Below are 25909 nucleotides of genomic sequence, written 5' to 3'. Positions count from 1 at the left end.
CGGGCTTGAACGCCCACCGTGCGTGCACCTCGCGATAGCATTGGAACCTTCAGCGAGCCCGACGCCGGTTGCCGGCTCCCGGCGCCATAAGCCAGTGGAGCATGGGCCAGTGGTGCATGGGGCGCTGCCGGGGTCAGGAGGTCTCCTCGGTATCGCATTTCCTTTGCAGCTTACCATCGAGTTCCTCCTCGAGTTCCACCAGCGATACGAAATCATCCGGCTTGACCACGAGCATTCCACACCCAATCACATCGAGCATCTTCTCCGTCGGATTGCCACCGAGGACCGCCCGCAATCCCGGTCGGGTGGCGGTACCCATCACCAGCAGGTCCGCCTCCACCTCGCGGACGAGGGCGGGGATGGCGTCGATGGGCTGGCCCAGAGGCAGATGGACGTTCTCCTCCTTCAGCAGGGCCTTACCGGTGATCTCCGTGCAGCTATCCCGAATACTTTTGCGAAGTTTAGCCATGTACTCCGCGAGGTCCACGGGCATTGGCTTGCCCTTGCGTTGAGGCCGGCCGACGCTTGGAAGACTATGGACCACGTGTAGCTCACTGCCCTCCGACTCGGCCACCGCGGCCGCGGTCGCGAGGATCTTGCCATCCAGCCCCTTACAGTCCACCTCCGCGCCGTTGCCCTTGATGGCCGCCAGTACGCGGTGGAAACGGCCCGTCATTACACCGTTGGTGAGCCAGAGCGTACACGGACAGTGGCGTAACATCTCACGGGACGGACATTCCTTGAGACGTTTGGATTGAGGTGTTTTCCTGCGGGTGGTAAGGACCACCAGGTCATAGCACTTTTCCAGTACCTCATGGGTGACCTCGATGAATTCCTTGCCCCACAGCAAACGCGTATCCGCCGACGGCGCACCCAGCCGGATGAGCCGACCCGCCACTTCATCCAGGAACCCTTGCCGCTCGTTGACGATCTTTTCCTTCAACTTATCGGGATTTCGAACGTTCCACCATTCCCGTACATCTTCGGGATAATCACTGACCACATGCATCACCGTGATATGAGCGCCGCTGTTCTTGGCGATACCCGCAAGCCGTTCCACAGCCTCGAGATCCGTGAACTTGGGATGGGCACAGATGATTATCTTTTTGAAATTCTTCATGATTGCTCCTTAACCAATAGGCCGCTGGCGCCAACCCGTCAATATCAGCCCCGAACCGGCTGGTCATCGAATATCGGGATTATGCGGCTGATGATGTAATAGGTGACGAAAGGTGCCGCGAATACGATGATCGCCATGATCAATCCCTCCCGACCGAGGACCTCGAGATGGAACTCCGCAAACCCGCGGTCCGATTTGCTCAGCATCTGGCCACCGACCACGACGTTGAAGCGCATGAACAACACCTGCAACACCAGCAGGAAGGCACCAATATTGACGAGGTATAACAGCGGCTTGCCCCAGACATTCGACAATGCGGCATAACCCAGAATTAGGATCGGCAATACCGAAAGGGTGAGCACCTGGCCGATGACGAAACTGTCGAACAGCGGTCCGGCCAGCAACGGGCCTATGACCGTCCAGTGATGTCCCTGTTCATAGGCCGCATACACCACCTCCAGGGTCTCCAGCGTAAAGGCCAGCAGGAATATGCACCACAGGTAGATGGTCATGGTCTTGATCATGTCCAGATCATAGGCCTTGCGGGCACGCCAGCGGATGAAGGTATACATCAACAACAGCATGGCCATGCCGCTGACGATGGCCGATACCAGGAACACGATGGGCTGGAGGGGCGTGGCCCACCATGCGTTGGCCTTGACGGAGCCGAAGATGAACCCGACGTAGCCGTGCAGCAGGAAGGCCCAGGGAATACCGATGGCGGCCAGGAACACCGTGACCTTGTGGTCCACGCGCGCCGCTTCCGGCGTGTAGGTCCTGACCCCCAGGGTAAGCACATTCCATATCACCCCCGGAATTCCTTTCGTCTCCTTGGCCCTTTGAATGATGTACTCGCGATAGGTTAGCCAGAGTTCGACGGTGAGCAGCAGCATATAACTCGCGTAGACATAGCCGAAGATGCTCATCGCCGACGTGGTATTGGGCGTGAGGAAGATATTAAACGCCCGTTGCGGTTGTCCCAGATGCAACAATAACGGTACGCCCGCGAACAGGCCGAAACAAAATGCCGCGATCAGGGCGAAACGCGATATGCGTTCGAAGGTCTTTACATTGAATACGTGGTACAAGGCCGAGACCACGAACGCCCCGGCCACCAGGCCCGTGATATAGGGGTAGATCACGATCATCAACGACCAGTCGATGTGCGTATTCGGAAATATGTAGTTTACCAATGCTTCGTTCGGTAACGTGGAACTGGTCATTTCAGATAACCTCCCGGGGCAGACGGCGATAGAGAACCCGATTGTGGGCATGCATGCCGGGTTTGAGTATCCTCCAGCGATCCTCTTCGAGGGCCTCCGCCACCGTACCCTCCGGCTTATTGCGGTCGCCGAAGGCCCGCGCCCCGGTGGGGCATACGGTGGCGCAGGCGGGTTGGAGCCCGTTGGAGACACGGTGGTAACACCAGTCGCACTTGTCAGCCATGTGGGTGGCGGGATTCAGGAACCGCACGCCGAAAGGACAGGCCTGAATACAGTAGCTGCAACCCATGCAGTGCTCCGGATCGATGAGCACGAACCCGCCCGGTGCCTTGAACGTGGCACCCACCGGACAGACCTGCACGCACGGTGCGTTATCGCATTGGTTACACAACTTGGGGACGAACGTGGTCTCTTTTGCCGCGGCCGTGACGTCTTCGGCAAGCGGGGGAAAGCTGTTGATGGCACCGTCCGGGGAATCAATCCAGGTGCCTTCGGCGGTGCGCACATAACGCTCCACCCAGGTCCTGAAATGCCCCGCAGGCACATGATTCTCCACCGAACAGGCCTGCACACACTTACCGCAGCCGATACAACGGTCGATATCGACTACGAAGACATAGTCGGCGTCGGTGGTATCCATGGAGCCCTTGCCACCGACGAGGGAGGCCAGCGCTGAAGGACGGTAAGCGACGGCGGCCGAACCGGCCACCGCCACCAAGGCACGCAGGAAGCTGCGGCGACTCGTGGTCATGGTACTCATATCCAGACAACCTCCTTATTGATTCTTCCGGGGTTTGGGAAGGTGAGGGTTATGGCATTGGCCACAGTACTTCGCCTCCGTCACCTGCATGGCCTTGTGAATCGGGTGCTCACTGGAAAACTGGCCGACCTTGCCGTCCCGGCCGAGGAGGTTTGCATGGCAGGTGAGGCAGGCCTCGCCGGTGCGCATGATGCGCGCGTCGGCCGTCTTACGACCATTCTCCACATGAGACGCAAGGGGGCCGTGACAGGACTCACAGGCCAAGCCGTAGTGTGTCCCCTTCGGCAGCTCCGCGAGACGCTTGGCATGCTGCTCGTCGGAGCCATCGTGGCAGGACGATGTCTCGCAAGACATGTTCCCGCCATGCAGCGGCGGTCTCTGTGCCAATTCCACAAGCGCTGCCTTGCGATACCAGTTATCGCTGTCCCATGTGTCCGGTACCAGCGCCTGACCGCCCCAGCCGATGACGGCCAATGCAGCTACCAGTATGACTATCAGGCGATAGATATGGGCCCGCGGTGATGGCCTCGTGCTCATGCTTGACTCCTCCTCCCGGGCCCATTTATCCCGGTTATTATTTAATTTAAGTTATTCCGAGATGACATGAATAATCCCGGGTAACCCTTCCATTTCAATTACAGATGAAACCTATCCAAACGACATCACATTAACTCTCATGGCGATACGCGCCGCCCAAGAGGATGAAAGAGGAGCGCGTATCGCCATGTTCGTTCCCTCACCCCATCCCTCTCCCAGAGGGAGAGGGGGAGATCGTGCTTCGCGACTTTCACGTTAACTTATGAACGTCGGCTCAGCGCGAAGACAGGATGGTATGTCATGCACCGCGCAGTCGGTCCGAGCCGGACGCTTATCATCCGCTTTTCTGCCTTCGACTCGATGATGTTAGCGCAATAGGCGGGCGCGAAACTACTCCATCGATGTCGTAGACGAAAGATTAACGATCCGAACTTCCATCGTCCTTGCATGCCGGTCGAACCACGCTACAAGTAAACCGGCTACCACGTGGTTCGATAAGGCTATGGTTACGCGCCTGCAGAGTCTAAATGGAGAGGTACTCCTGTCAATCGACAGCTGCATCGGACATGATGAGGATCAATAGATTGAATATATAAGTTAGTAATTATTTCGTTATATTTAAATACAGGCGGTAATGGTGGAATAGATATAGATTAATAAATCGATTATTGGCTCAACAAAGATTTCTTTTTAAGGTTTTCTTAAGAAATTACACCTACTCTTTTAAGGGTCCAGCGTCATGCGCTGAGGCTAAGAATTGAATGGGAACATTCGATGTCCCGTACACCATGGAGACTCGGACGACACCGCGAATGGAGTTCGCAGGAGGCGGTTACACCGCCCTCCCAACTACCAATATATCCATCGAAGGAGAGAGGAACTTTTATGCATACCCGTAACCTGACAGTATCCCTGACGGCGGCGGCCATGCTGCTGGCCACCGCACCGGCGATCGCCGGCGGGGTGGATGCCGCCATGGTCAGCAATACCTGCGCCGGCTGCCACGGTACCAATGGAGTGAGCGAAGGCGAGGCACCGACCATCGCCGGCCTGCCCAAGGAATACCTTGTATCGGCCATGAAGACCTACCGGGACGATTCCCGTTACTCCACCATCATGGGCCGCATCGCCAAGGGCTATAGCGACGCGGAGATCGACGCCATGGCGACGTTTTTTGCGGAGCAGACCTGGAAGCCGGCGGCTCAGGAGACGGACCCCGAGTTGGTGGCGAGGGGCCAGACGCTGCACGGAGAGAAGTTCTGCGGTGGATGCCACGGTGCCGGCGGGGAGATGTCGAATGACACCACGCCTCAAATCGCCGGTCAGTACGCCGGGTACCTTTACTTCCAGATGCTGGACATCGCCAACCCGGATACGCCCATATCCGAAGGCTCCAAGATGATGCGCACCCTGTTCCAGGCCCTGACCGAAGATGACCTCAAGGCCCTGGCTCATTTCTACGCCAGCCAGCAGTAAGTCCACCCACGGAGGAAGTAAAGTATGTCTCAGTTGAATCGTAGAACGTTCGTCAAGCTGGCGGGTAGCGCGGCGGTGCTCAGCCTCGCCGGAACGCCCTGGCTGGCCCGCGCCGGCACCAAGGCACGTGTAGTAGTGGTCGGCGGGGGTTATTCCGGCGCCATTGCCGCCAAGTACCTGCGCATGGCCGACCCGGGCATCGACGTGACCCTGGTCGAGAAGAATTCCAAGTTCATATCCTGCCCCTCGAGCAACGAGGTACTGGCCGGTGATCGCACCATAGACAGCCTGACCTTCGGCTACGATGGTCTGAAAGGCCATGGCGTCAAAGTGGTGCACGGAGAGGTCGAAGCCATCGACGCCGCCAACAAGCAGGTGAAGGTCAAGGGTGGTGACGCCCTGAAGTATGACTACGCGGTGGTGGCCCCAGGAATCGACTTCAAGTGGGAAGCCATCGACGGTTATGACGAGGCGGCCGCCGAGCTGATGCCCCATGCCTGGAAGGCCGGGCCCCAGACCCTGCTCCTGCGCAAGCAGCTCGAGGCCATGCCGGATGGTGGGGTGGTATTCATATCGGCCCCGCCCAATCCCTTCCGCTGCCCCCCCGGACCTTACGAGCGTGCCGCCCAGATCGCCCATTATCTGAAACAGCACAAGCCCAAATCCAAGGTCATGGTTCTGGACCACAAGACCAAGTTCTCCAAGCAGGGCCTGTTCACCGCCGGCTGGAAACAGGCTTACGGGGACATGATTTCCTGGGTGTCGGGCGCCGAGGACGGCAAGGTAATGGCGGTGGATGCCAAGAAAGGCCTGCTGATCACGGACTTCAGCGAGCACAAGGCGGACGTCGCCAACATCATCCCGCCCCAGCGCGCCGGTGCGGTGGCCACCCGCAGCGGCCTGGTGGACGATTCCGGCTGGTGCCCGGTGGACCAGCGCACCTTCGAGTCCTCGTTGCACAAGGACGTGTTCGTCATCGGCGACTCCTGCATCGCGGGTGCGATGCCGAAGTCCGCCTACGCCGCCAACTCCCAGGGTAAAGTGTGTGCCGCCATGATTGCCGCTCGGGTCAACGGCCGGGAGGAACCTGAGCCCTCCTATGTCAACACCTGCTACAGTATCGTTACACCGGACTACGGCATCTCGGTAGCGGCAGTCTATCAATACAAAGATGGCAAGATTGTCGCGGTCGAAGGCGCCAGCGGAGTTTCCCCCAGCGATGCCAGCCCCGAAATCCGGAAACGGGAGGCGGTGTACCAGAGAAGCTGGTTCAACAATATCACGGCCGATATGTTCACCTGAGGGTTCCCCGCCCACACCATGGCCGGGCAACGGTCAGGGGGTGGGCGGGATCGATAACCATCGCGCCGCGGGACTAACGGACCCCGCGGCGTTTTTTATGACATTCGAGGGAGTCACGTCATGAACATCATTAGAAATCTGCTCGCTCTCATAGGGGCCCTGGCGCTGATCCTGGCAGGAATTGGCTATATCCAGTTTCAGAGCTTCGCCGCGAAACTCGATCCCGAAGCCTTTCGGGTCTACCAGGAAGTGGGCGGTCGGTTTTTGGAAACCCTGGACCCCGGCACCGCCCTGGTGCGAGTGGAAAAGGTAAAGGAAGGCCTGACGCCCGAGGACGTCGCCGAGTCCCTGAAGAGCGTCGCGGTGGACCTCGACCTGCTGTTCGTGGGCGAGGCACCCTTCTACAAGCAGGTGGAGGCCGTGACGGGCGAGCCCTACCGCTACATCAACTTCTTCTCCTTCTGCGATGCCCGGGTGGGCGCCATGATGGCGGATTACAACAACACTTACACCGCCTTCATGCCCTGCCGCATCGCCCTGGTCGCCGACCCCGACGGCACCCTGTGGTTACAGATGATGGATCTGGACATGTTGATCCACGGCGGCAAGACCCTGCCGCCCGATCTGAAGCAAGGGGCCCTGGAGGTCAGCGCCGCCCTCAACGAACTCATCGAGCGTGCGGCCATGGGAGACTTCTGAATACCCGTTCCACTCTCCCCAGCCACTGCCCCACCGGTTTCGACTCCCCCCTCCCCACGGAGGGGTTTTTTTGCGCCCGACTTTTCGGCCCTGTCGCTCCGGTTTTGTTCAAGGGTATCCGTGGGCTACCCTGATGCCATGGTTTCCTTTCCCGTGCATCATTCCATGGCCCTCCATCCGCTGGCGCAGGGGAGCGGACCGCCCATGAATGGGGTTCTCATCAAGCGTGGGACCGCGCCATGATCGGGGCCATCGCCGGCGACATCATCGGCTCGGTCTACGAGGCATGGCCCATCAAGACCAAGGACTTCCCGCTGTTTCATCCCCAGGGCCGATTCACCGACGACTCCGTGCTGACGGTAGCCATCGCCGATGCGATTCTGGGCGGGCGACCCTACGAGGACGCGGTGCGTGAGTTCGGGCGCCGCCATCCCGATGCCGGCTACGGTGGGCGCTTCATAAGCTGGCTGTTCGCCGCCGCGCCGCGCCCCTACCACAGTTGGGGCAACGGCGCCGCCATGCGCGTGAGCCCCGTGGGTTTTGCCTTCGACACCGAACGGGACGTGTTGGCGGAAGCCGCGAAGACGGCGGCATTCACCCATGATCATCCGGAAGGCATCAAGGGGGCCCAGGCCACCGCCCTCGCCGTCTTCCTGGCCCGCACCGGGCACGACAAGGAGGCCATCAGGGCGCTCATCGCCGAACGTTTCGACTACGACCTCGAACGCAGCGTGGAAGACATCCGTCCCGGCTACGGCTTCGACGTGTCCTGTCAGGGCACGGTGCCCGAGGCCATCATCGCCTTCCTCGACTCCGACTCCTTCGAGGACGCCGTGCGCAACGCCGTCTCCCTGGGTGGCGACAGCGATACCCTCGCCTGCATCGCCGGCGGCATGGCGGAGGCCTTCTATGGCGGCGTGCCTGACACCATCCGTGACACCGTCCTGTCCCTCCTGACCCCCGATCTGCGGGTGGTGGTGGAAGCCTTCCAGGCGCGTTTCGGCCGACACGAAAGGGGGAGATAAGCAATGAATGAACAAGCATTCATGGCCCTGGTGGCGGAGCAGGCCGGGGACGGGCAGTTCAGGCGCGTGCTGCGCCGGCGCGCCGTGGGTGAACTGCCGCCCGGCGAGGTACTGGTGCGGGTGGCGTGGTCGTCGCTCAACTACAAGGACGCCCTGTCGGCCACCGGCGCCAGGGGCATCACCCGCCACTACCCCCATACCCCCGGCATCGACGCCGCCGGGGTGGTGGCGGCCAGCACCGCTCCGGGGATCGCCGAGGGTGACCAGGTCATCGTCACCAGCTACGACCTCGGCATGGACACGCCGGGGGGCTTCGGCCAGTACATCCGCGTGCCGGCGGCGTGGGTGGTCCCCCTGCCCCGCGGCCTGACCCTGCAGGAGAGCATGGTCCTGGGCACCGCAGGCCTCACCGCCGGCCTGTCGGTGGAGGCCCTGGCCGGGACCATCACCCCGGACCAGGGGGAGATCCTCGTCACCGGCGCCAGCGGCGGCGTGGGCAGCCTCAGCGTCGCCATCCTGGCCCGCCTGGGTTACGCGCCCGTGGCGGTGACGGGCAAGCCCGAGGCCGCGGCGACTCTCAGGGCCCTGGGGGCCGCGCGCATCATCGGCCGCGAGGAGGCCCTGGAAGAGACGGCCCGCCCCCTGGCGCGACCCCGCTGGGCCGGCATGGTGGACACGGTGGGGGGCGATCTCCTGGTATCGGGCATCAAGGCCACCCAACCCTTCGGCGTGGTCACCTGCTGCGGCATGGTGGCCTCGACGGAGCTGCATCTCACCATATTTCCCTTCATCCTCCGGGGCATCACCCTGGCCGGCATCGACTCCCAGGGCTGCCCCATGGAGCGACGCCGGCGGGTCTGGCAACGCCTGGCCAGCGACTGGAGGCCCGCCGCGCTCGAAGGGATGGCCACGGTGGTCGGCCTCGAGGGGCTGGACCCCTACATCGATACCATCCTGGCAGGCGGCGTGACGGGGCGGGTGGTGGTGGACCTGGGGACGTAAAAAAACCCCGCGCGGGGCGGGGTTCTTGGGATCCCTCGTCCAGGGCCGTCAGAAATTGGGCGTGAGCACCAACTCGGGCCAGAAGGTCTTCTCGGGCTCCTTGGCCGCCAGCTCGCCACTCTTCTTCAGGGCCTCCCCATAGCTCATCTCGTCGTCCAGATGCCCCTTCTCGAACTGATACTTGTACTTCCAGCCCACCCGGTAGCCGGGATCCTCCGCCTTATGGACCAGTGTGTCTCCCTTGAATGAAAATGTACCTGACATGTTCGTCTCCTGTTTCCTGGGGGCAGACGCCCCGTTTGCAATGGACGGTGCCGGGCGGCGCTGCGCGCGGCATGCCGCCCGGTGTGCGGTGCCCATAGATTAAATAAAGAACGGCCCCCATTGCACCTGCGCAAATGGGGTATAAGCATCGATTCGGGTCCGCGCGGTCCGGGCATGGACGGGCCGGGCCCTCAGTCCTTGACCACCTCTTCCGCCAGATACAGCCAGGTCTCGATGACCGTGTCGGGGTTCAGGGACACGCTGTCGATGCCCTGCTCCAGGAGCCAGCGGGCCAGATCGGGGTGGTCGGAAGGGCCCTGGCCGCAGATCCCCACGTACTTGCCCGCCTTGTGGCAGGCCTGGATAGCCATAGACAGAAGGGCCTTCACCGCATCGTTGCGCTCGTCGAAGATGCGGGCCACCAGGCCGGAGTCCCGATCGAGACCGAGGGTGAGCTGGGTGAGGTCGTTGGAGCCGATGGAGAAGCCGTCGAAGTGCTCGAGAAACTGATCCGCCAGCAGGGCGTTGGAGGGCAGCTCACACATCATGATCACCCGCAGGCCGTTCTCGCCCCGCACCAGGCCGTTGGCCGCCATCAGCTCCACCACTCCCCGGGCCTCGTCCACCGTGCGCACGAAGGGGATCATTACCTCCACGTTGGTGAGCCCCATGTCGTCGCGCACCCGGCGCATGGCCTCGCACTCCAGGGCGAAGCAGTCCTGGAAGCTGTCGGCGAGATAACGCGAGGCACCCCGGAAACCCAGCATGGGGTTCTCCTCCTCGGGCTCGTAGCGCTCGCCCCCCAGCAGGTTCGCATACTCGTTGGACTTGAAGTCCGACAGCCGCACGATCACCGGGTTGGGGGCGAAGGCCGCGCCGATGGTGGCGATGCCCTCGGCCAGGCGTTCCACGTAGTAGCGCACGGGGTCACCGTAGGCCGCGATGCGCTCGCTCACCTGCTTCTTGAGGTCGGCGGGCAGGTCATCGAACTCCAGCAGCGCCTTGGGATGGATGCCGATGGCGCGGTTGATGATGAACTCCAGCCGGGCGAGGCCCACACCGGCGTTGGGCAGGCCCGCGAAATCGAAGGCCTGATCGGGATTGCCCACGTTCATCATGATCTTGAGGGGCAGCTCGGGCATGGCATCGAGCTCGGTGCGGCGCACCTCGTAGTCCAGGATCCCCTCGTAGACGTGACCGGTGTCGCCCTCGGCACAGGACACCGTCACCTCCACGCCCTCGGGGATGGCCTTGGTGGCGTCGCCGCAACCCACCACCGCCGGGATCCCCAGCTCGCGGGCGATGATGGCGGCATGGCAGGTGCGCCCGCCGCGGTTGGTGACGATGGCGGCGGCCCGCTTCATCACCGGCTCCCAGTCCGGATCCGTCATGTCGGTGATGAGCACATCCCCGGGTTCCACCTTGGACATCTGGTGGATGCCCTCGACGATGCGGGCCTTGCCGGTGCCGATACGCTGGCCGATGGCGCGGCCCTCGGAGAGTACCGTGCCGGTGCCCTGGAGATGGAAGCGCTCCAGCACCCGGGCGCGCCGGCTCTGCACCGTCTCCGGCCGTGCCTGCACGATGTAGAGTCTTCCATCCTCACCGTCCTTGGCCCATTCGATATCCATGGGACAGCCGTAATGTTCCTCGATGACGAGGGCCTGACGCGCCAGGGTGTTGACGTCGTCGTCGTCGATGCAGAAGCGCCGCCGCAGCTCCCCGGGCACCTCCTCCACTTTGACGGTGCCGTGATGGTCGTCGCTGTCGGCATACACCATGCGGATGGCCTTGCTGCCCACGGTGCGCCGCAGGATGGCCGCACGTCCCGCCGCCAGGGCCGGCTTGTAGACATAGAACTCGTCGGGGTTCACCTGGCCCTGGACCACCGTCTCCCCCAGGCCGTAGGCCGCGGTGATGAACACGGCATCGGTGAAACCCGACTCGGTATCCAGGGTGAACATGACGCCGCTGGCGCCGATGTCGCTGCGCACCATGCGCTGCACACCGGCGGACAGGGCCACCTCGCGGTGGTCGAAGCCCTGGTGCACGCGGTAGGAGATGGCGCGGTCGTTGAAGAGGGAGGCGAAGACATCCTTGATGGCCCGTTTGGTCTGCCCGAGGCCGTTGATGTTGAGGAAGGTCTCCTGCTGGCCCGCGAAGGAGGCGTCGGGCAGGTCCTCGGCGGTGGCCGACGAGCGCACCGCCACGGCGTGCTCGCCATCGGCCATGATGCGCGCGTAGGCCTCGTCGATGGCCTGGTCCAGGGCCGGTTGCAGGGGGGCCTCGGCGATCCACTGGCGCAACTGGCGCCCCACCTCGGCCAGCCGGGTGACGTCGTCCACGTCCAGGGCATCCAGCAACTCGTGGATGCGGGCGTCGAGGTCGTTGTGGCTGATGAAATCCCGATAGGCCTCGGCGGTGGTGGCGAAGCCCCCCGGCACCGCCACTCCCGCCTCCCGGAGATGACGGATCATCTCGCCCAGGGAGGCGTTCTTGCCGCCCACGCGGTCCACGTCATCTTTTCCGAGTTCCTCCAGGGGGACGACATAGCTCGGCATCAGACTTCCTCCACTATTCGGTGATGGGGCATGCTTGACAAAGATGTCGACAATTATAGAATTTCACCCCATGCAGTCAACGATTATATCCGGCTTGAATGGCAATCACCCTCAAGAATGTCGACAATATTAGGCAGCCATGAATAACCCGGAACCCACCGTCACCACCCTTGCCGACAGCCTCTTCCAGCAGTTGCAGGATGCCATCGTCAGCGGCCGCATGGCACCCGGCAGCAAGATCAGCGAGCCGGAGATCGCCCGTATCTACGGTGTCAGCCGGGGCCCCCTGCGGGAGGCCATCCGGCGCCTCGAATCCTCGGGGCTGGTGGTGCGTCGCGCCAACGTGGGGGCACGGGTGGCGGCGCTCACCCTCGAGGGGCTCTTCGACATCTACTATGTTCGCGAGGCCCTGGAGGGCATGGCCTGCCGCCTCGCCGCCCAACACATGTCCGCCACCGAGGTGGCGGATCTGCGCCGCCTGCTGGACGCCCAGCGCCTCGAGATGGAGGGACGGGAGGCCCCGGTCTACTACCAGCAGGGGGGCGACCTGGATTTCCACTTCCGCATCATCCAGGGCAGCAGGAACCGCAAGCTCATCGAGGTGTTCTGGCGCGACCTCTACTCCCAGGTGCGCATGTACCGTGCCCAGTTCGGCACCGCCGGCCCGCGGATCACCCATGCCCTGAGGGAGCACCGGCACATCGTCGATGCCATCGCCGACGGCGACGGCGAGTTGGCCGAGTTGCTCATGCGCCGCCATATACGCCAGTCGCGCCTCAACGCCCAGCGCCAGCTCGATCCCCAAGCGGTGGCCACCGCCGCCCCGACCCAGGACCCGCCATGACCACCAGCTCCCCCGGACGACGCCTCAGGACCGCCCTCACCACCGAGCGCCCCCTGCAGGTGGCGGGCGCCGTCAACGCCTATCACGCCATGCTCGCCGAACATGCCGGTTTCCAGGCCATCTACCTCTCGGGGGGTGGCGTGGCCGCCGCCTCCTGCGGCCTGCCGGACCTCGGCATCACCTCCCTCGAAGATGTGCTCATCGACGTGCGCCGCATCACCTACGCCACGGATCTCCCCCTGCTGGTGGATGCCGACACCGGCTGGGGCGGCGCCTTCAACATCGCCCGCACGGTAAGGGAGATGATGCGCGCCGGCGCCGCCGGCATCCATATCGAGGACCAAGTGCAGAGCAAGCGTTGCGGCCACCGGCCGGGTAAGGCCATCGTGTCCCGGGCCGAGATGGTGGACCGCATCAAGGCCGCGGTGGATGCCCGCGATGACGATTTCGTCATCATGGCGCGCACCGATGCCCTGGCGGTGGAGGGCATGGAGGGGGCCCTGGAGCGGGCCGCGGCCTGCGTCGAGGCCGGTGCCGACATGGTGTTTCCGGAGGCCATGACCGAGCTCGCCCAGTACCGCACCTTCGTGGAGCGCGTGGGGGTGCCGGTGCTGGCCAACATCACCGAGTTCGGCCATACGCCCCTGTTCACCCGCGACGAGCTGGCGGCCACCGGGGTCGGCCTCATCCTCTATCCCCTGTCCGCCTTCCGCGCCATGAACAAGGCGGCCCTGGAGGTGTACCGGACCATTCGCACCGAAGGCAGCCAGCAGGGCGTGCTGGCCCAGATGCAGACCCGCCAGGAACTCTACGAGATCCTGGACTACCACCACTACGAAGAGAAGCTGGATGCGCTGTTCGCGCAGGAGGGGGACAACGAGCATGTCTGAGGCGAAGAAGATCAAGAAGGGCGTGGTGCTGTCGGGCACCACCGCCGGCAATACCGCCATCTGCACCGTGGGCATCAGCGGCGACGATCTCCACTACCGCGGCTACGACATCCTGGACTTCGCGGACGAGGCCGAATTCGAGGAGATCGCCCACCTGCTGATCCACGGCCGGCTGCCCACCGCGGCGGAGCTCGATGCCTACAAACGCAAGCTGCGGGAACTGCGTGGCCTGCCCGCCCCCCTCAAGGGGGCCCTGGAGTGCCTGCCCGCCTCCGCCCACCCCATGGACGTGATGCGCACCGGCTGCTCGGTGCTGGGCACCCTGGCGCCGGAACCAGCGGACATGGACGCCGCGCGGGCACGGGACATCGGCGACCGCCTCATCGCCTGCTTCGGCTCCATGCTCCTCTACTGGTACCACTTCAGCCACCACGGCCGGCGCATCGAACTGGACACGGACGACGACTCCATCGGCGGCCATTTCCTCACCCTGCTCCACGGCGTGACCCCGCGGGCCTCCTGGGTGCGGGCCATGGACACCTCCCTCATCCTGTACGCCGAGCACGAGTTCAACGCCTCCACCTTCACCGCCCGGGTGGTGGCCGGCACCAACTCCGACATCTACTCCGCCGTCACCGCGGCCATCGGCGCCCTGCGCGGCCCCAAGCACGGCGGGGCCAACGAGGCCGCCTGCGCGATCCAGCAACGCTATGCCGGCCCCGACGAGGCCGAGGCCGATATCCGCGAGCGGGTGGCGAGGAAGGAGATCATCATCGGCTTCGGCCATCCCGTGTATACCACCGGCGACCCCCGCAACCGGGTCATCAAGGATGTGGCGCGGCGCCTGTCCGAGGAGGACGGCGACACCACCATGTACGCGGTGGCGGAGCGCCTGGAATCGGTGATGTGGGACGCCAAGCGCATGTTCCCCAACCTGGACTGGTTCTCGGCGGTCTCCTACCACATGATGCGGATCCCCACTGCCATGTTCACGCCCATCTTCGTCATCTCCCGCGCCACCGGCTGGGTGGCCCACGTCATCGAGCAGCGCGAGGACGGCAAGATCATCCGCCCCAGTGCCCACTACACCGGGCCGGAGAACCTGCCCTGGGTGCCCATCCAGGAACGGAAAAACTAACCTCTCGCCAAGGCGCCAAGATCGCCAAGAACACTTTAAGCTGATTGTTTTTCCTTGTATTAGTGGCCTGTTCGTCGTTGACCAAATAAGCATCATCTCTCACGGAGGCACAGAGGCACTGAGGTTATGGGACTTGCCGATTCTGCCTTGTGTCGAGGGTGGCCTTCCGCAGTGGGGGTGGGGCGGACTCTCACCACGAAGTCAAAGCTGCCTTCAGACCCTGCATCTGTATTTCTCTGTGCCTCTGTGCCTCCGTGAGAGACTATATATTGCAGGCCTAATCAATATCCGGTGACCCAGGGGTTAAGGAGTACGGCAGCCAGTACCAAGAATGATCCCTGACTCGGCGATCTTGGTGTCTTGGCGAGAGGAACTCTGCTCTCTACACACACGAATTCTGCCGACAAGCCCCTTAATTCGCCCCGTACTCCCGCCGCGTCAAGGATGCCCGATCGAATTAAGTAAACTGTCCCCTCAATAGGAGTAAGCGCATGAGCAGCCATCACGCCGACGCTAACGTCAGGCCCACTCCCGACCCCGAGCTGGTGGACATCGCCTGCTACGTCTGCGAGAGCCCCATCGACTCCGCCGAGGCCCTGGACACCGCCCGCAACTGCCTGATGGACAGCCTGGGCTGTGCCCTGCTGGCCCTGCAGTTCCCGGAGTGCACCAAGCACCTCGGCCCCATCGTGCCCGGCACCGTGGTGCCCAACGGCGCCCGGGTGCCCGGCACGCCCCATCAGCTGGACCCGGTGAAGGCGGCCTGGGACATCGGCGCCATGGTGCGCTGGCTGGATTTCAACGACACCTGGCTGGCCGCCGAGTGGGGCCATCCCTCCGACAACCTGGGGGCCATCCTGGGGGTGGCGGACTGGCTGTCCCGGGAAGCCGTGGCCCGGGGCGACGCCCCCATGATCATGGGCGACGTGCTGCGATGGATGGTGAAGGCCCACGAGATCCAGGGCGTCCTGGCCCTGGAGAACGCCTTCAACCGCGTGGGCCTCGACCACGTGGTGTTGGTGAAGGTGGCCTCCACGGCGGTGGCGGCACGCATGATGGGGGCGGACCAGGACCAGGTGGTGGATGCCCTGTCCCACGCCTGGGTGGACGGCCAGAGCCTGCGTACCTACCGCCACGCCCCCAACACCGGCTCGCGCAAGTCGTGGGCCGCCGGTGACGCCTCCTCCCGCGGCGTACGCCTGGCCCTCATGGTGATGAAGGGCGAGATGGGCCTGCCTTCGGCGCTGACGGCGCCGCGCTGGGGCTTCTACGATGTGCTGTTCGAGGGCCGGCCCTTCGAGCGCACCCAGGACTACGGCAGCTACGTGATGGAGCACATCCTGTTCAAGATCAGCTTCCCCGCCGAGTTCCATGCCCAAACCGCCGTCGAGGCCGCCCTGGCGCTGCACGGCCAGGTGAACGACCGCATCGACGACATCGAGCGGGTGGAGCTCACCACCCAGGAATCGGCCATCCGCATCATCAGCAAGGAGGGCCCCCTGTACAACCCGGCGGACCGGGACCACTGCCTGCAATACATGGTGGCCGTGCCCCTCATCCACGGCGCCCTGACCGCGGCCCACTACGAGGACGAAGTGGCCGCGGACGCGCGCATCGATGCCCTGCGGGACAAGATGACGGTGACGGAGGACCCCCGCTACAGCCGCGACTACCTGGATCCCGACAGGCGCTCCATCGCCAATGCCGTGCAGGTGTTCTTCAAGGACGGCACCGTTACCGAAAAGGTGGAGGTGGAGTACCCCGTCGGCCATCGCCGCCGCCGGGCCGAAGGGATTGCCCTGCTGGAGCAGAAATTCCTCGATGCCCTCCGAACCCGCCTGCCCCGGGTTCAGGCCCGGCGGGTATACGACCTGTGCCTCGACGCCGAGGCCCTGGCGGCCACGCCCGTGCACCGCTTCGTCGACCTGCTCGTGATCTGAATACGGGGACAGTTGGGTGTCGGGCTGTAGGTCGGGATTCATCCCGACATTAAACCCCGCCCCGCGCACCCCACGCCGGGTCGGAATCCCCGCCGGCGGGCTGTCGGGCTGAAGCCCGACCTACAGCCCAACAGCCCGACCCACACGACACCCCCAACGCCCATTCCTTTGGCACGGATGTAGGTCGGGATTCATCCCGACATTAAACCCCGCCTCACGCACCCCACGCCGGGTTGGAATCCCCGCCAGGGTTCGGTGTCGGGCTGAAGCCCGACCTACAGCCCGACCTACACAACTGCGCCTTTTCGAACTGCCATTCCTCCCTGACCTTCTCCCTTTTCGCGTCACTCGCGTCTTTCGCGGTAACGCTTTTTGTAGGTCGGGATTCATCCCGACATTAAAACTGGCCCCGAAACAGGTAAGAATGTTCCCTCGCCCAGGGTCAGGATCCCAACGAGGCCCGGTTCATAAAAGGCCGGTGCCGGATCATGACCCAGGAGCAGCGCAGTGCACACAACCCCCTTCCTGTCCGCGAAGCGACCCACGGCCACACCTTCTTATAACCCGACCGTTCGTCGGACATTTCGTCGGATATCCCGTCCATCCGACGCCGGCGGTATATCACAACCCGGGCATGGTGCGCCGTGGCAGGCCTTCGTCCTCCTTGGCGCCGTCCTGTTCGCCCTCATGGCCGGCGGGGTCTCGGCCAACGAGTGGCGGAACAAGTTCGGCGACCAGTGGCCCCGTACGGACTTCGAACACACTACCGTGGATGTATCGGAGATCATCTCCGGTGGGCCGCCCAAGGATGGCATCCCGGCCATCGACCGGCCGCGCTTAGAGACGACCGAGGAGGCAGCCGCCTGGCTTCATCCCCGGGAACCGGTGATCGCCCTCGATATCGAAGGCCAGGCCCGGGCCTATCCCCTGCAGATCCTCATCTGGCACGAGATCGTCAACGACACCCTGGCCGGTACGCCGGTGTCCGTGACCTTCTGTCCGCTGTGCAACGCCGCCATCGTGTTCGATAGGCGCCTGGCGGGGCGGGTATTGGATTTCGGCACCACCGGCAAGCTGCGTCTGAGCGACCTCGTCATGTACGACCGCCAGACCGAATCCTGGTGGCAACAATTCTCCGGCACCGCCATCGCCGGTGACTACGCCGGGCGGGAACTGGAGCGCATCGCCGCCCCCATCGTCGCCTTCGAGGACTTCCGGGACGCCCATCCCGGCGGCGATGTGCTGTCCCGCCAGACCGGCCACCGCCGGGACTACGGCCAGAATCCTTACCGGGGCTATGACCGCATCGGCGACCAGCCCTTCCTGTTGCGCCAACCCGCCGATCCCCGCCTGCCCGCCATGGAGCGGGTGCTCGGCGTCCAGGCGGGTAGTGAAACGAAGGTCTATCCCCTGTCCCGGCTCGCCGCCGCCGCGCCCCTGGCGGACGAGGTGGGGGACACCCCCATCGCCGTGTTCGCCAAGGCCGGAACCCTCTCCGCCCTGGATGCCGGCGAGATCCGGGCCTCCCGCCGGGTGCCGGCCGCGGCCGCCTATGATCGGCGTCTGAAGGAACGCACCCTCTCTTTCGAACGTCGCGGAGACGCGGTGATGGACCGGGAGACGGGCTCCGAATGGAACATCCTCGGCCACGCCGTCGCCGGCCCCCTGAAAGGCCAACGACTCACCCAGGTGGATGCCGGCGTGCATTTCGCCTTCGCGTGGCTGGTCTTCAATCCGGAATCCGAGGTGGTGGAGCCTCCTGCCAACACCCCCTGAGCGGAGAATCTAACGGGCCTAAGCGCCACGGCATCACAACACGGCGACGAGCCTGCGTGGTGGCCACCGACCCCGGATTACCCGCTGCCTGCGCTCGCCCTTCGGACCGCTCAGGAGGCATGCAACGGGCTACGCGCTTGGGCCCGGCCTGTGCCGTAACGACGGGACCTCGCAATGCGAGGCGGCGGGCATGCCTTAGCCCGGCCCGACAGCTGTTTTCAGGGACTCGCACCCGTCATGGCGAACACCACCCCCTGCTCCACCCAGATGGTCACGGCCAGTCCCCGGGCCTCGACGGTGATAGGGGTCTCGCCCTGGCCGCGCCGCGGCAGGGGGCCGAACACCTCCGGGTCATAGCGCGCCTGATAGAGGGTCCCGCGGTCCCCGTCCGCGGTCCTGAACCGCAACTGGGCGGCGATATGGCCCTGGAGGGAGCAGTAGCGCCCCCCGAGCAGACGGATATCGTTGGCGGCCAGCAGCGGGCTGTCCACGGGCCGGAAGTCCAGTTGATCGAAATACTCCCTGAGGACGGGCAGCTCGTCATCCCGCACCTCCATGGGCTTCAGCTTGAGATGGTTGCGTGCCACCTCGTCGGCGATGAGTTCGGTGATGGACTGGGCCGGCGGCTGGCTGTACCAGACCGCGAGCCAGCCCAGACCGAAGGCCAACACCATGCCCGCGACGGCCGACATGAGCCCCCGGGGCGGTGTGCGGCGGCGGGAGGCTTCCATCCCCTTCCCCTGCATCGCCAGCAGCCGATCCAGCTGGTGAGGGTGCAAATGGTAGCGGGACTGCTGCTCCCGCACGGCATCTTTTAGGGGCACGACCCTGGATGTCGGCTTCATGCCACGCCCCCCTGATTTCCGGAACGGTGGGCGCGTTCCGCCTCGAGGCGCCGGCGCAGGCGATGGATGCGGGACAGCACCGTGCCCCGCGGCTCCCCCAGCTGCTCGGCCACCTCCTGGGCGGTGTGGCCCTCCACCGCCCACAGATGCAGCAATTCCCTTTCCGCCGGGGCCAGGCCCTGCCAGATGATGGCGAGTTCCTGCTGGGCGATGACCATGTCATCGAGGCCGTGGAAACCGAGGCTCAGGCAATGGTCGTCCAGGGCATCGATGTCGTCATGCAGAGTGTCGCGGCTGGTGCGCCGGGTATCGATGAAGCGATTGTGCAGGATGCGGTAGAGCATGGCCCGGGGATTCTCCGCCGCCTCGACGCCGCGCAGGTAACGTTCCAAGCCGTCCTGCAGTAAATCGTAGGCCGCCGCCTCGTGGCCCGTCAGGGCCAGGCAGTAGCGATAGGCGCTTTGCAGCGCCTCGCGGTCAAAAGGAGCGCCGGTCATGGGGATCCCGCATCTCGTAACCGGCCACCCAGCCCGTGGCCACAGCATGCGCTAACAGCTCCTGCGGGGCGGTGGCGGCCAGTTCTTCCAGGGTCGCCCCCGCCACCAGCTGCTGCAACAGTTCGAAGGTCGCGTCATCCACCGCCTCGGCATGGCGCTCGAGGCCGCGCCGCCACAGCACCACGCGGTCCGGCCCCACGGTGTCCTGCTCGCCCTCCGACGGCAATCCACGACGCCGCCACAGGCCGTGCACCGGCCATGGCGATGCGAACAGCCGCAGGGAGTGGGAGGGCCTGAGGACGATACGCTCCGGGGCATCCGCGGCGGCCCGCAGGAATCCCGGGCCGTCGAAACCCGGGTCGTCGGCGCCATCGTGAATCAGGTGCCACAGCCACTCGAGACGCGCCAGGTCGGGCAGATACGCCATGCCTGAGAAGGCCGGACCCGCCCGTTGTTCCAGAAAGGTCGCCAGGGTTTCATCGAAGTCTGCGCCGAAACGCTCCAGGTCCGGATGGCGGGACGGGCAGGCCAGCACATGGTCCCGCGCCAGGGCCCGCAGGCACCGTTCCCCCAGCACCGCGCCGCATACGGGATAGACCTGCTCCAGGGCGCGGATACGGGCGGCCCTGGAGCTGTCCCCATATACGGCCAGGCGTTGGGCCGCCGTCAGCGGGGGACGCTCCGCCACCAGGTGCCCGAAGGCCGCAGCCGCCTCATCGTCGCCGTCCAGGGCCCGGGTAAACAATTCGAGGGTAACGGCCAACTCAGGCATGGGAGACCGTCTCGGCGCAGCGTGCCATCACGGCCTCGGCCCGCCGGGCCTCTTCCCGAAGCACGGCGAAGGGCGGAATGCGGTCGTCCCACTCGATGAGCACCGGGACCCGGGGCAGCAGCCCCGCCACCTCCTCGAACAGCGCCCAAACGGGGGCGGCGACGGGGCCGTTGTGGGCATCCAGCAGGTAGTCCCCCTGGTGCTGATAGCCGGCGAGGTGGATCTCTCTGACCGCCGCCAGGGGCAGGGCGTCGAGGTAGGCGGCCACGTCGTCGCCGTGGTTGAAATGATTGACGTAGAGATTATTCACATCCAGCAGGATGCCACAGCCGGTGCGCGCCACCAGCTCGGCCAGGAACTGGGCCTCGCCGAGGGCGGACTCACCATAGCGCAGATAGGCCGACACGTTCTCCACCACCAGCGCCTGGCCGAGACGCTCCTGCACCTCGTGCACCCGGGCCGCCACGTGGGTCAGGGCCTGCTCCGTATAGGGCAGGGGCAGGAGATCGTGGTAATGGCGGCCGTGACAGGCCGTGAAACACAGATGGTCGGAGATCCAGGCCGCGCCGATACGCCGGGCGAGGTGGACGACACCCGCCAGATAGGCCTGGTCCAGGGGGTCCACGCCGCCCAGGTTCATGCCCACGCAGTGCAGGGTGAGGGGCCAGCGGCCCCGCAGGGCCTCCACCTGGGCCGCCGTCACGCCACCGCGCGCCATGTGATTATCCGCCAGCAGCTCGAACCACGGCACGTCGGTGCCACGGTCCAGGACCTCGGCCATGTGACAGCCCCGCAGGCCGACGCCGGCGCCTGCAGGTTCACCGACCATCCGTGCGGCGCCCCGGACCTTACTTGGCCGGTTTGGTCATGGCCACCTCGCCGCCGATCTTGGCGCAGGTGCCCTCCGGGGTGTAGACCCACTCGTTGGGATCGTCGTCCACCTTGGCCTGGCCGGCGCAGGCATGCTTGCCATCCAGGGAACCGCAGTCGTTCATGCCCTTCTTGGCCACTCCGGCACACTTCTCCCAGGTATCCGGGGCGTCGGGCACGGCGTGGGCGGGGGCGGCCATGAACAGGGCGGAGGCGGCGAAGATACCGGCGACGGCGGTACCGAGCTTGTGATGGGGATCGTTCATGTTTCATCTCTCCTTTGTCTGAGGGTAGGGGCCCGCTTCGCGGGCCCTCTACCTCTAGACGAAGGCACCGGCCCTTTGATTGCATCCGATAGCCGCGACACGGGTCGCGGCGCCCCGGCCGGCTCGGACTCAGCCCTGACGGCGCCGTGACGAGTGCCCTTCACAAGGAGAAATAAAGACCGATCCAGTAGCCGCCCCACGCCACCAGCCCGAGGCCACTGGCGGCACGCAGGGCACCAGGGGCAGGCAGGATCTTCTCCAGCACCACGAAGGCCGTGATGAGGAGCACCCACAGCATGTTCATGACGCCGACGGCGAACAGCACCAGCATCAGGGCCCAGCAACAGCCGACGCAGTAGATGCCGTGGCGGATCCCCATCATCAGGGCCCCGCCCGTACCGTCACGCCACTCGGTGAGGAGAAAGCCCAGGGGGCTGCGGCAGGAGGTCAGGCAGGCGTCCTTGAAGGGTGTCCACTGGTAGATGCCGGCGGCCACCAGCACCGTGCCACTCATGAGATAACTGCGGCTGTCCATCATGGGGTTCAACAGACCGGCAATGTGCAGGGGCCACTGGGCCACCGTGGCCAGCACGCTGAACCCGCTCCAGGCCACCAGATAGCCGGCCACGAAGATGAAGGTTGGGGTATAGGATTGCTGCCGCGCCCGCCGGTTGCGGTTCAGGGTGGCGAACATGGACACCATGGGGAGGATGGACGGGGTCATCATGGCCACCATCATGGTGGCCCACATGACGAACAGCATGGTGAAATCCCAGGCGCTCCACGCCACGTCCCCCATGGGGGGCATCCACATATCCACCTTGTCCATGTTGGCCATGGCCCACGCCATGTAGACCATGTAGGCCCAGCCAGCGAGGGCGATGCCCGCCAGCCCGCCGCCCACTACCAGGTACTCCCGAGCGGTGAGCCGGGGCGGCGCTGCGGCGGAGACGGTGTGCGGGGCTGCGTCTGTCATAACGGAAGTCGCCTGGTGACGAGGTATGGAAACGGGGAAAAGTCAGTCTACCAAAGCCGGTTACCCGCGTTTTTGTAGATAACTACGGGCGATGCAGGTGTTTATACGTATATGCCTCGGGTGCGTGAGCTAATAGCCTGAACCCCAAGAGCCGGTGTTTGGCGGAACACGGCCCCCCGGGCGAGCGGCATGCAGGGATGGGAGCGATCGCTGAACGAGGCCCGCTATATTTCGCCGGGCATTGGCAGCTTCTCGAGCACACACATCAAAGGGGACTCAAAATGATGAACTTCGCTAGACGCAGATTCCTGAAAGACGCGGGTGTCGCGGGTGTGGCGGGTGCCGCCTCCCTGGCCGGCATGGGGGCCGTTGCCCGCGACGCATCGGCAACACCCCAAAACGATTCCCACACCCCCGAATTGGAGAGAGGCACCATGGCCAATGACACCGTCTGGAAACTCGAGGGCAACTATTTCGAGTCCTGCAATTGTGACCTCGTGTGCCCCTGCATCTTCCTGCGCCCGCCCACTAAGGGGTTCTGCGAGGCCTTCGTGGGCTGGCATGTGGACCAGGGGCATATGGGCGACGTGAACCTCGACGGCCTCAACATCGCCGCATGGCTGCATTCACCGGGCATGCTCACCGATGGCGGATGGCGCCTGGCCCTATACCTGGATGATCGCGCCGACGAAGCGCAAACCACCGCCCTCACCCGGATCTTCGGCGGCGAGGTGGGTGGTCACCCGGCCGTGCTGGCCAGCCTGGTGGGAGAACTCATGGGGGTCAAATCCGTGCCCATCGAATTCAAAGAAGAACACGGTGAACATTTCCTGCAGATCCCGGGGATCGGCAGGAATTTCACCCATGCCCTGGAGGGCGAGGACGGCGGCAAGGTGATGGTGAGCAATCACCCCCTGGCGGTCTCTCCCAGCCATCCCTTGGAGATAGGCTATTCCCGGAATGCATTCTACAAGGACTACGACGTGGAGTGGCGCCAGGACAACCGGGTCGGCCTCGCCGCTCCCTTCGTCTACGCCCACGCGGCTTGATTAAGGGGCACCAGCGCGCCACGGCCCGTACTTCGGCACCTCCCGGGACGCCCATGGAGGTACCCTCTCGCGTAAGGCGTTACCCTTAAGGCCGCGCGGCGACAGGGAGCCAGACAATGGCCTCGAACCCCCTATCGGACCCGGATCTCGGCGACTGCAGCTGCAATGTTCCGCCTGTGCGCCTGGCAATGGCAGCGACGATGGCGAGGCCAAGGCCGCTGCCTTCAGCCTGACCGGCGCGAGCGAATCGATCGGTCAGCCGCGGCAACTGCTCCGGCGGGACCGGCGGCCCGTCATTCGCGACGGCCAGGCGCCCGCTCGGATCCAGGCTGATTTCGATCGGTCCTTCCACCGTGCCGTGACGCAGTGCGTTGTCCATCAGATTGTGCGAGAGAATAGCCAGTGCGTCCGGGTCGAGATCCGAGAGCACCGGCGTATCGGGCAGGTCGAGCCTGAGCCGATCTGCGGCGCCGGTGCGCCCGATCTCATCCCTCACCATGCGCAGCACGGGGCGCAGATCGATTAGCGCATCGCTGCGCAGCCGTCCGCCCTCGGCGCGGGCAAGCTGCATCAGGCGTTCGGCGGTACGGACCAGGCGCTTGAGGGTCGCTTCGATCACCCGCGCACGCTCAGCGGCAGCAGGATCGGCGGTCTCGTGGCGTAGCCGCTGCGCCTGTGCAATCGCGCCTGCCAGCGGGGTGCGCAACTCGTGCGCGGCATTGGAGGCAAAGCCACGCTCAGCCTCAAAGGCGGCCGAAAGCCGGGCAAGCAGATCGTTCACCGTATCGGCGATGGGACGCAGTTCGCTGGCCAGGCCCTCCACCGGCACCGCAGAAAGGTCGCGGGCCCCGCGCCCGGCGATACCCACCCGAAAGCGTTGCAGCCCTGCAAGGCCCAGACGTACCAGCCCCACGACCGCGAGCAAAGTCACCGGCAGCACCAGCAAAAGGGGAAGGCCCAGACGCAGCACAATCTCGCGCGCCACGTCCTGCCGTTTTGCCAGCGGCTCAGCCACGGTCAGGCGGATAGAATCCTGCAGCGTCGCCTCGTTGTAGAAGCGGTGCGTGGCGCTGTGGCGAAAGCCGGGGCCGTCCCAAGCGGGAAACATGGCCGCATCGGCGGCGTGCGATTGCATCAGAATCACGCCGTCGGCATCGCGCACCAGATAGGTGAAGTACTCTTCATGCTCGCTGATCGGCGCGAGCCGTTGCACACCGCCCGCCGGGTCACGGTTGACGATCTCAGTCACGGCAAGGGGCAGCAGGCGCTGCGCGGTTTCCTGCAAGGCCGAATCGAACACCTCGTCCATTTCGTGGCGCAGATCGATCACCGTCCACGTCGTCGCGGCAAGCCACAGCACCGTCAACGCCAGGCCGAGACTCAGCGCAAGCCGGCTCTGAAGGCTGTCCGGCCAGCTCATGCCAGACCCAGACGGTAGCCCAGACCCCGTTCGGTCACGATCACTTCGCGGCCCAGCTTTTTGCGCAGGCGACTCACATGAACCTCGATGGTATTGCTTTCGAACTCGGCGTCGAATGCGTAAAGCTTCTCTTCCAGCTGGGCCTTGGACAGGAGTTGCCCTGGCCTCGCGAGCAACGCCTCGAACAAGGCCCACTCCCGCGCGGTCAGCGTCACGAGGCGGCCCAAGCGTGTTACGCGCCGCGCGGCCAGGTCGATGTCGAGTTCGCCATGGCTGATCCGCGGATTAGGGTTACCGGTATAGCGCCGCGCGACCGAGCCGATTCGCGCGCTCAGCTCGGCCAGATCGAAGGGTTTCACGAGATAGTCGTCAGCTCCCGCGTTCAGCCCCGCGATGCGCTCCGACACCTGGTCGAGCGCCGTCAGAATAATGACCGGTGTCACATCGCCCTTTGCGCGCAGGGATTCCAGATAGGGGATACCGCGCCCGTCAGGCAGCATCAGATCGAGCAGGATCAAGTCGAACCCAGCGACCCTGAGGGCACCGCTGGCGTCGTCGAGCCGCGTCACCCAATCGACCGACTGTCCATCGCCCGCGATCTGGTCGCGAATGGCGGCACCAAGGGTCGTATCGTCCTCAACAAGCAGAATACGCATG

General features: G+C 64.6%; 25 protein-coding genes. 11 read left to right on the top strand and 14 right to left on the bottom strand.

Features of this window, described 5'->3' with window-relative positions; all coding sequences use genetic code 11:
• Window positions 1-133: 133 nt before the first annotated feature.
• The 4 genes from U5S82_20240 to U5S82_20225 are packed head-to-tail and all read right to left on the bottom strand — an operon-like array spanning window position 134 to window position 3640.
• Window positions 134-1120: a universal stress protein gene (locus U5S82_20240; protein MDZ7753908.1), complete on the bottom strand. Its 987-nt coding sequence runs from the start codon at window positions 1118-1120 to the stop codon at window positions 134-136.
• A gap of 44 nt (window positions 1121-1164) precedes the next feature.
• Window positions 1165-2343: an NrfD/PsrC family molybdoenzyme membrane anchor subunit gene (gene nrfD, locus U5S82_20235; protein MDZ7753907.1), complete on the bottom strand. Its 1179-nt coding sequence runs from the start codon at window positions 2341-2343 to the stop codon at window positions 1165-1167.
• 1 nt (window position 2344) lies between these two features.
• Window positions 2345-3103, bottom strand: coding sequence for a 4Fe-4S dicluster domain-containing protein (locus U5S82_20230; GenBank protein ID MDZ7753906.1), 759 nt, complete (start codon window positions 3101-3103; stop codon window positions 2345-2347).
• 15 nt (window positions 3104-3118) lie between these two features.
• Window positions 3119-3640, bottom strand: coding sequence for a cytochrome c3 family protein (locus tag U5S82_20225; protein ID MDZ7753905.1), 522 nt, complete (start codon window positions 3638-3640; stop codon window positions 3119-3121).
• Between the two features lie 885 nt (window positions 3641-4525).
• On the opposite strand from U5S82_20225, the gene U5S82_20220 reads away from it, so the two are divergent.
• The 5 genes from U5S82_20220 to U5S82_20200 all read left to right on the top strand — a co-directional run bounded on the left by U5S82_20220 (window position 4526) and on the right by U5S82_20200 (window position 9144).
• Window positions 4526-5116 carry a c-type cytochrome gene (locus tag U5S82_20220; GenBank protein ID MDZ7753904.1) on the top strand — a complete coding sequence of 197 codons (591 nt, stop codon included), beginning with the start codon at window positions 4526-4528 and terminating at the stop codon, window positions 5114-5116.
• Window positions 5117-5140: 24 nt separating this feature from the next.
• Window positions 5141-6418, top strand: a complete 1278-nt coding sequence (locus tag U5S82_20215) for an FCSD flavin-binding domain-containing protein (protein ID MDZ7753903.1) — start codon at window positions 5141-5143, stop codon at window positions 6416-6418.
• Between the two features lie 120 nt (window positions 6419-6538).
• Entirely contained in the window at window positions 6539-7117 is a 579-nt protein-coding gene (locus U5S82_20210) for a DUF302 domain-containing protein (GenBank protein MDZ7753902.1), read from the top strand.
• Window positions 7118-7356: 239 nt separating this feature from the next.
• On the top strand, window positions 7357-8142 hold the full coding sequence (locus U5S82_20205; GenBank protein MDZ7753901.1) for an ADP-ribosylglycohydrolase family protein: 786 nt from the start codon (window positions 7357-7359) through the stop codon (window positions 8140-8142).
• Window positions 8143-8145: 3 nt separating this feature from the next.
• Complete coding sequence (locus U5S82_20200) at window positions 8146-9144, top strand: YhdH/YhfP family quinone oxidoreductase (GenBank protein ID MDZ7753900.1); 999 nt, start codon at window positions 8146-8148, stop codon at window positions 9142-9144.
• A gap of 48 nt (window positions 9145-9192) precedes the next feature.
• Here U5S82_20200 and U5S82_20195 read toward each other — a convergent pair whose 3' ends face one another.
• Window positions 9193-9408, bottom strand: a complete 216-nt coding sequence (locus tag U5S82_20195; GenBank protein MDZ7753899.1) for a hypothetical protein — start codon at window positions 9406-9408, stop codon at window positions 9193-9195.
• A gap of 191 nt (window positions 9409-9599) precedes the next feature.
• Window positions 9600-11969, bottom strand: a complete 2370-nt coding sequence (gene ppsA / locus U5S82_20190) for a phosphoenolpyruvate synthase (protein ID MDZ7753898.1) — start codon at window positions 11967-11969, stop codon at window positions 9600-9602.
• Window positions 11970-12108: 139 nt separating this feature from the next.
• Here ppsA and U5S82_20185 point away from each other — a divergent pair, with 139 nt between their 5' ends.
• The 5 genes from U5S82_20185 to U5S82_20165 all read left to right on the top strand — a co-directional run bounded on the left by U5S82_20185 (window position 12109) and on the right by U5S82_20165 (window position 18557).
• Window positions 12109-12813 carry a GntR family transcriptional regulator gene (locus U5S82_20185; protein MDZ7753897.1) on the top strand — a complete coding sequence of 235 codons (705 nt, stop codon included), beginning with the start codon at window positions 12109-12111 and terminating at the stop codon, window positions 12811-12813.
• Window positions 12810-13703: a methylisocitrate lyase gene (gene prpB / locus U5S82_20180; GenBank protein ID MDZ7753896.1), complete on the top strand. Its 894-nt coding sequence runs from the start codon at window positions 12810-12812 to the stop codon at window positions 13701-13703. The genes U5S82_20185 and prpB overlap by 4 nt, the downstream gene beginning before the upstream one ends.
• Window positions 13696-14841, top strand: a complete 1146-nt coding sequence (prpC, locus tag U5S82_20175) for a 2-methylcitrate synthase (protein MDZ7753895.1) — start codon at window positions 13696-13698, stop codon at window positions 14839-14841. Before prpB ends, prpC begins: the two co-directional genes overlap by 8 nt.
• 491 nt (window positions 14842-15332) lie before the next feature.
• Window positions 15333-16781 carry a bifunctional 2-methylcitrate dehydratase/aconitate hydratase gene (locus U5S82_20170; protein MDZ7753894.1) on the top strand — a complete coding sequence of 483 codons (1449 nt, stop codon included), beginning with the start codon at window positions 15333-15335 and terminating at the stop codon, window positions 16779-16781.
• 507 nt (window positions 16782-17288) lie between these two features.
• Window positions 17289-18557, top strand: a complete 1269-nt coding sequence (locus U5S82_20165) for a DUF3179 domain-containing protein (protein MDZ7753893.1) — start codon at window positions 17289-17291, stop codon at window positions 18555-18557.
• Window positions 18558-18775: 218 nt separating this feature from the next.
• On the opposite strand, the gene U5S82_20160 is transcribed toward U5S82_20165, so the two are convergent.
• From U5S82_20160 to U5S82_20135, 6 genes are all read right to left on the bottom strand, one after another.
• A complete protein-coding gene (locus U5S82_20160; protein MDZ7753892.1) occupies window positions 18776-19402 on the bottom strand; it encodes a hypothetical protein in 627 nt (208 codons plus the stop codon).
• On the bottom strand, window positions 19399-19899 hold the full coding sequence (locus tag U5S82_20155; protein ID MDZ7753891.1) for a sigma-70 family RNA polymerase sigma factor: 501 nt from the start codon (window positions 19897-19899) through the stop codon (window positions 19399-19401). The genes U5S82_20160 and U5S82_20155 overlap by 4 nt, the downstream gene beginning before the upstream one ends.
• Window positions 19880-20671 carry a DNA-binding domain-containing protein gene (locus U5S82_20150; GenBank protein ID MDZ7753890.1) on the bottom strand — a complete coding sequence of 264 codons (792 nt, stop codon included), beginning with the start codon at window positions 20669-20671 and terminating at the stop codon, window positions 19880-19882. The genes U5S82_20155 and U5S82_20150 overlap by 20 nt, the downstream gene beginning before the upstream one ends.
• The gene (locus tag U5S82_20145; protein ID MDZ7753889.1) at window positions 20664-21500 is read right to left on the bottom strand and encodes a DUF692 domain-containing protein; all 837 of its coding nucleotides are present in this window, start codon (window positions 21498-21500) and stop codon (window positions 20664-20666) included. The genes U5S82_20150 and U5S82_20145 overlap by 8 nt, the downstream gene beginning before the upstream one ends.
• A 19-nt stretch (window positions 21501-21519) precedes the next feature.
• Window positions 21520-21807 carry a DUF2282 domain-containing protein gene (locus U5S82_20140; GenBank protein MDZ7753888.1) on the bottom strand — a complete coding sequence of 96 codons (288 nt, stop codon included), beginning with the start codon at window positions 21805-21807 and terminating at the stop codon, window positions 21520-21522.
• Between the two features lie 160 nt (window positions 21808-21967).
• On the bottom strand, window positions 21968-22783 hold the full coding sequence (locus tag U5S82_20135) for a DUF2182 domain-containing protein (GenBank protein MDZ7753887.1): 816 nt from the start codon (window positions 22781-22783) through the stop codon (window positions 21968-21970).
• 281 nt (window positions 22784-23064) lie between these two features.
• Here U5S82_20135 and U5S82_20130 point away from each other — a divergent pair, with 281 nt between their 5' ends.
• On the top strand, window positions 23065-23832 hold the full coding sequence (locus U5S82_20130; GenBank protein MDZ7753886.1) for a DUF1326 domain-containing protein: 768 nt from the start codon (window positions 23065-23067) through the stop codon (window positions 23830-23832).
• Between the two features lie 85 nt (window positions 23833-23917).
• Here the strand turns inward: U5S82_20130 and U5S82_20125 are convergent, their stop codons facing one another.
• Both U5S82_20125 and U5S82_20120 read right to left on the bottom strand, forming a co-directional pair.
• Window positions 23918-25252, bottom strand: coding sequence for an ATP-binding protein (locus U5S82_20125; GenBank protein ID MDZ7753885.1), 1335 nt, complete (start codon window positions 25250-25252; stop codon window positions 23918-23920).
• Window positions 25249-25908 carry a response regulator transcription factor gene (locus tag U5S82_20120; GenBank protein MDZ7753884.1) on the bottom strand — a complete coding sequence of 220 codons (660 nt, stop codon included), beginning with the start codon at window positions 25906-25908 and terminating at the stop codon, window positions 25249-25251. Before U5S82_20120 ends, U5S82_20125 begins: the two co-directional genes overlap by 4 nt.
• Between the last annotated feature and the right edge of the window lies 1 nt (window position 25909).

This window comes from Gammaproteobacteria bacterium, from assembly GCA_034522055.1.
Taxonomy (GTDB): domain Bacteria; phylum Pseudomonadota; class Gammaproteobacteria; order JAABTG01; family JAABTG01; genus JAABTG01.
The sequence above is the reverse complement of the archived record's forward strand: the minus strand, read 5'-3'. Positions and strand labels throughout refer to the sequence as shown.

Excerpts from the sequence above, each read along its gene's own strand:
- prpB (MDZ7753896.1), top strand. The coding sequence starts at position 12,810 with ATGACCACCAGCTCCCCCGGACGACGCCTCAGGACCGCCCTCACCACC.
- U5S82_20225 (MDZ7753905.1), bottom strand. The coding sequence starts at position 3,640 with ATGAGCACGAGGCCATCACCGCGGGCCCATATCTATCGCCTGATAGTC.
- U5S82_20205 (MDZ7753901.1), top strand. The coding sequence starts at position 7,357 with ATGATCGGGGCCATCGCCGGCGACATCATCGGCTCGGTCTACGAGGCA.
- U5S82_20220 (MDZ7753904.1), top strand. The coding sequence starts at position 4,526 with ATGCATACCCGTAACCTGACAGTATCCCTGACGGCGGCGGCCATGCTG.
- prpC (MDZ7753895.1), top strand. The coding sequence starts at position 13,696 with ATGTCTGAGGCGAAGAAGATCAAGAAGGGCGTGGTGCTGTCGGGCACC.
- ppsA (MDZ7753898.1), bottom strand. The coding sequence starts at position 11,969 with ATGCCGAGCTATGTCGTCCCCCTGGAGGAACTCGGAAAAGATGACGTG.
- U5S82_20230 (MDZ7753906.1), bottom strand. The coding sequence starts at position 3,103 with ATGAGTACCATGACCACGAGTCGCCGCAGCTTCCTGCGTGCCTTGGTG.
- U5S82_20240 (MDZ7753908.1), bottom strand. The coding sequence starts at position 1,120 with ATGAAGAATTTCAAAAAGATAATCATCTGTGCCCATCCCAAGTTCACG.
- U5S82_20200 (MDZ7753900.1), top strand. The coding sequence starts at position 8,146 with ATGAATGAACAAGCATTCATGGCCCTGGTGGCGGAGCAGGCCGGGGAC.
- U5S82_20155 (MDZ7753891.1), bottom strand. The coding sequence starts at position 19,899 with ATGACCGGCGCTCCTTTTGACCGCGAGGCGCTGCAAAGCGCCTATCGC.
- U5S82_20215 (MDZ7753903.1), top strand. The coding sequence starts at position 5,141 with ATGTCTCAGTTGAATCGTAGAACGTTCGTCAAGCTGGCGGGTAGCGCG.
- U5S82_20160 (MDZ7753892.1), bottom strand. The coding sequence starts at position 19,402 with ATGAAGCCGACATCCAGGGTCGTGCCCCTAAAAGATGCCGTGCGGGAG.
- U5S82_20130 (MDZ7753886.1), top strand. The coding sequence starts at position 23,065 with ATGATGAACTTCGCTAGACGCAGATTCCTGAAAGACGCGGGTGTCGCG.
- U5S82_20135 (MDZ7753887.1), bottom strand. The coding sequence starts at position 22,783 with ATGACAGACGCAGCCCCGCACACCGTCTCCGCCGCAGCGCCGCCCCGG.
- U5S82_20185 (MDZ7753897.1), top strand. The coding sequence starts at position 12,109 with ATGAATAACCCGGAACCCACCGTCACCACCCTTGCCGACAGCCTCTTC.
- U5S82_20170 (MDZ7753894.1), top strand. The coding sequence starts at position 15,333 with ATGAGCAGCCATCACGCCGACGCTAACGTCAGGCCCACTCCCGACCCC.
- U5S82_20140 (MDZ7753888.1), bottom strand. The coding sequence starts at position 21,807 with ATGAACGATCCCCATCACAAGCTCGGTACCGCCGTCGCCGGTATCTTC.
- U5S82_20120 (MDZ7753884.1), bottom strand. The coding sequence starts at position 25,908 with ATGCGTATTCTGCTTGTTGAGGACGATACGACCCTTGGTGCCGCCATT.
- U5S82_20150 (MDZ7753890.1), bottom strand. The coding sequence starts at position 20,671 with ATGCCTGAGTTGGCCGTTACCCTCGAATTGTTTACCCGGGCCCTGGAC.
- U5S82_20195 (MDZ7753899.1), bottom strand. The coding sequence starts at position 9,408 with ATGTCAGGTACATTTTCATTCAAGGGAGACACACTGGTCCATAAGGCG.
- U5S82_20145 (MDZ7753889.1), bottom strand. The coding sequence starts at position 21,500 with ATGGTCGGTGAACCTGCAGGCGCCGGCGTCGGCCTGCGGGGCTGTCAC.
- U5S82_20125 (MDZ7753885.1), bottom strand. The coding sequence starts at position 25,252 with ATGAGCTGGCCGGACAGCCTTCAGAGCCGGCTTGCGCTGAGTCTCGGC.
- nrfD (MDZ7753907.1), bottom strand. The coding sequence starts at position 2,343 with ATGACCAGTTCCACGTTACCGAACGAAGCATTGGTAAACTACATATTT.
- U5S82_20210 (MDZ7753902.1), top strand. The coding sequence starts at position 6,539 with ATGAACATCATTAGAAATCTGCTCGCTCTCATAGGGGCCCTGGCGCTG.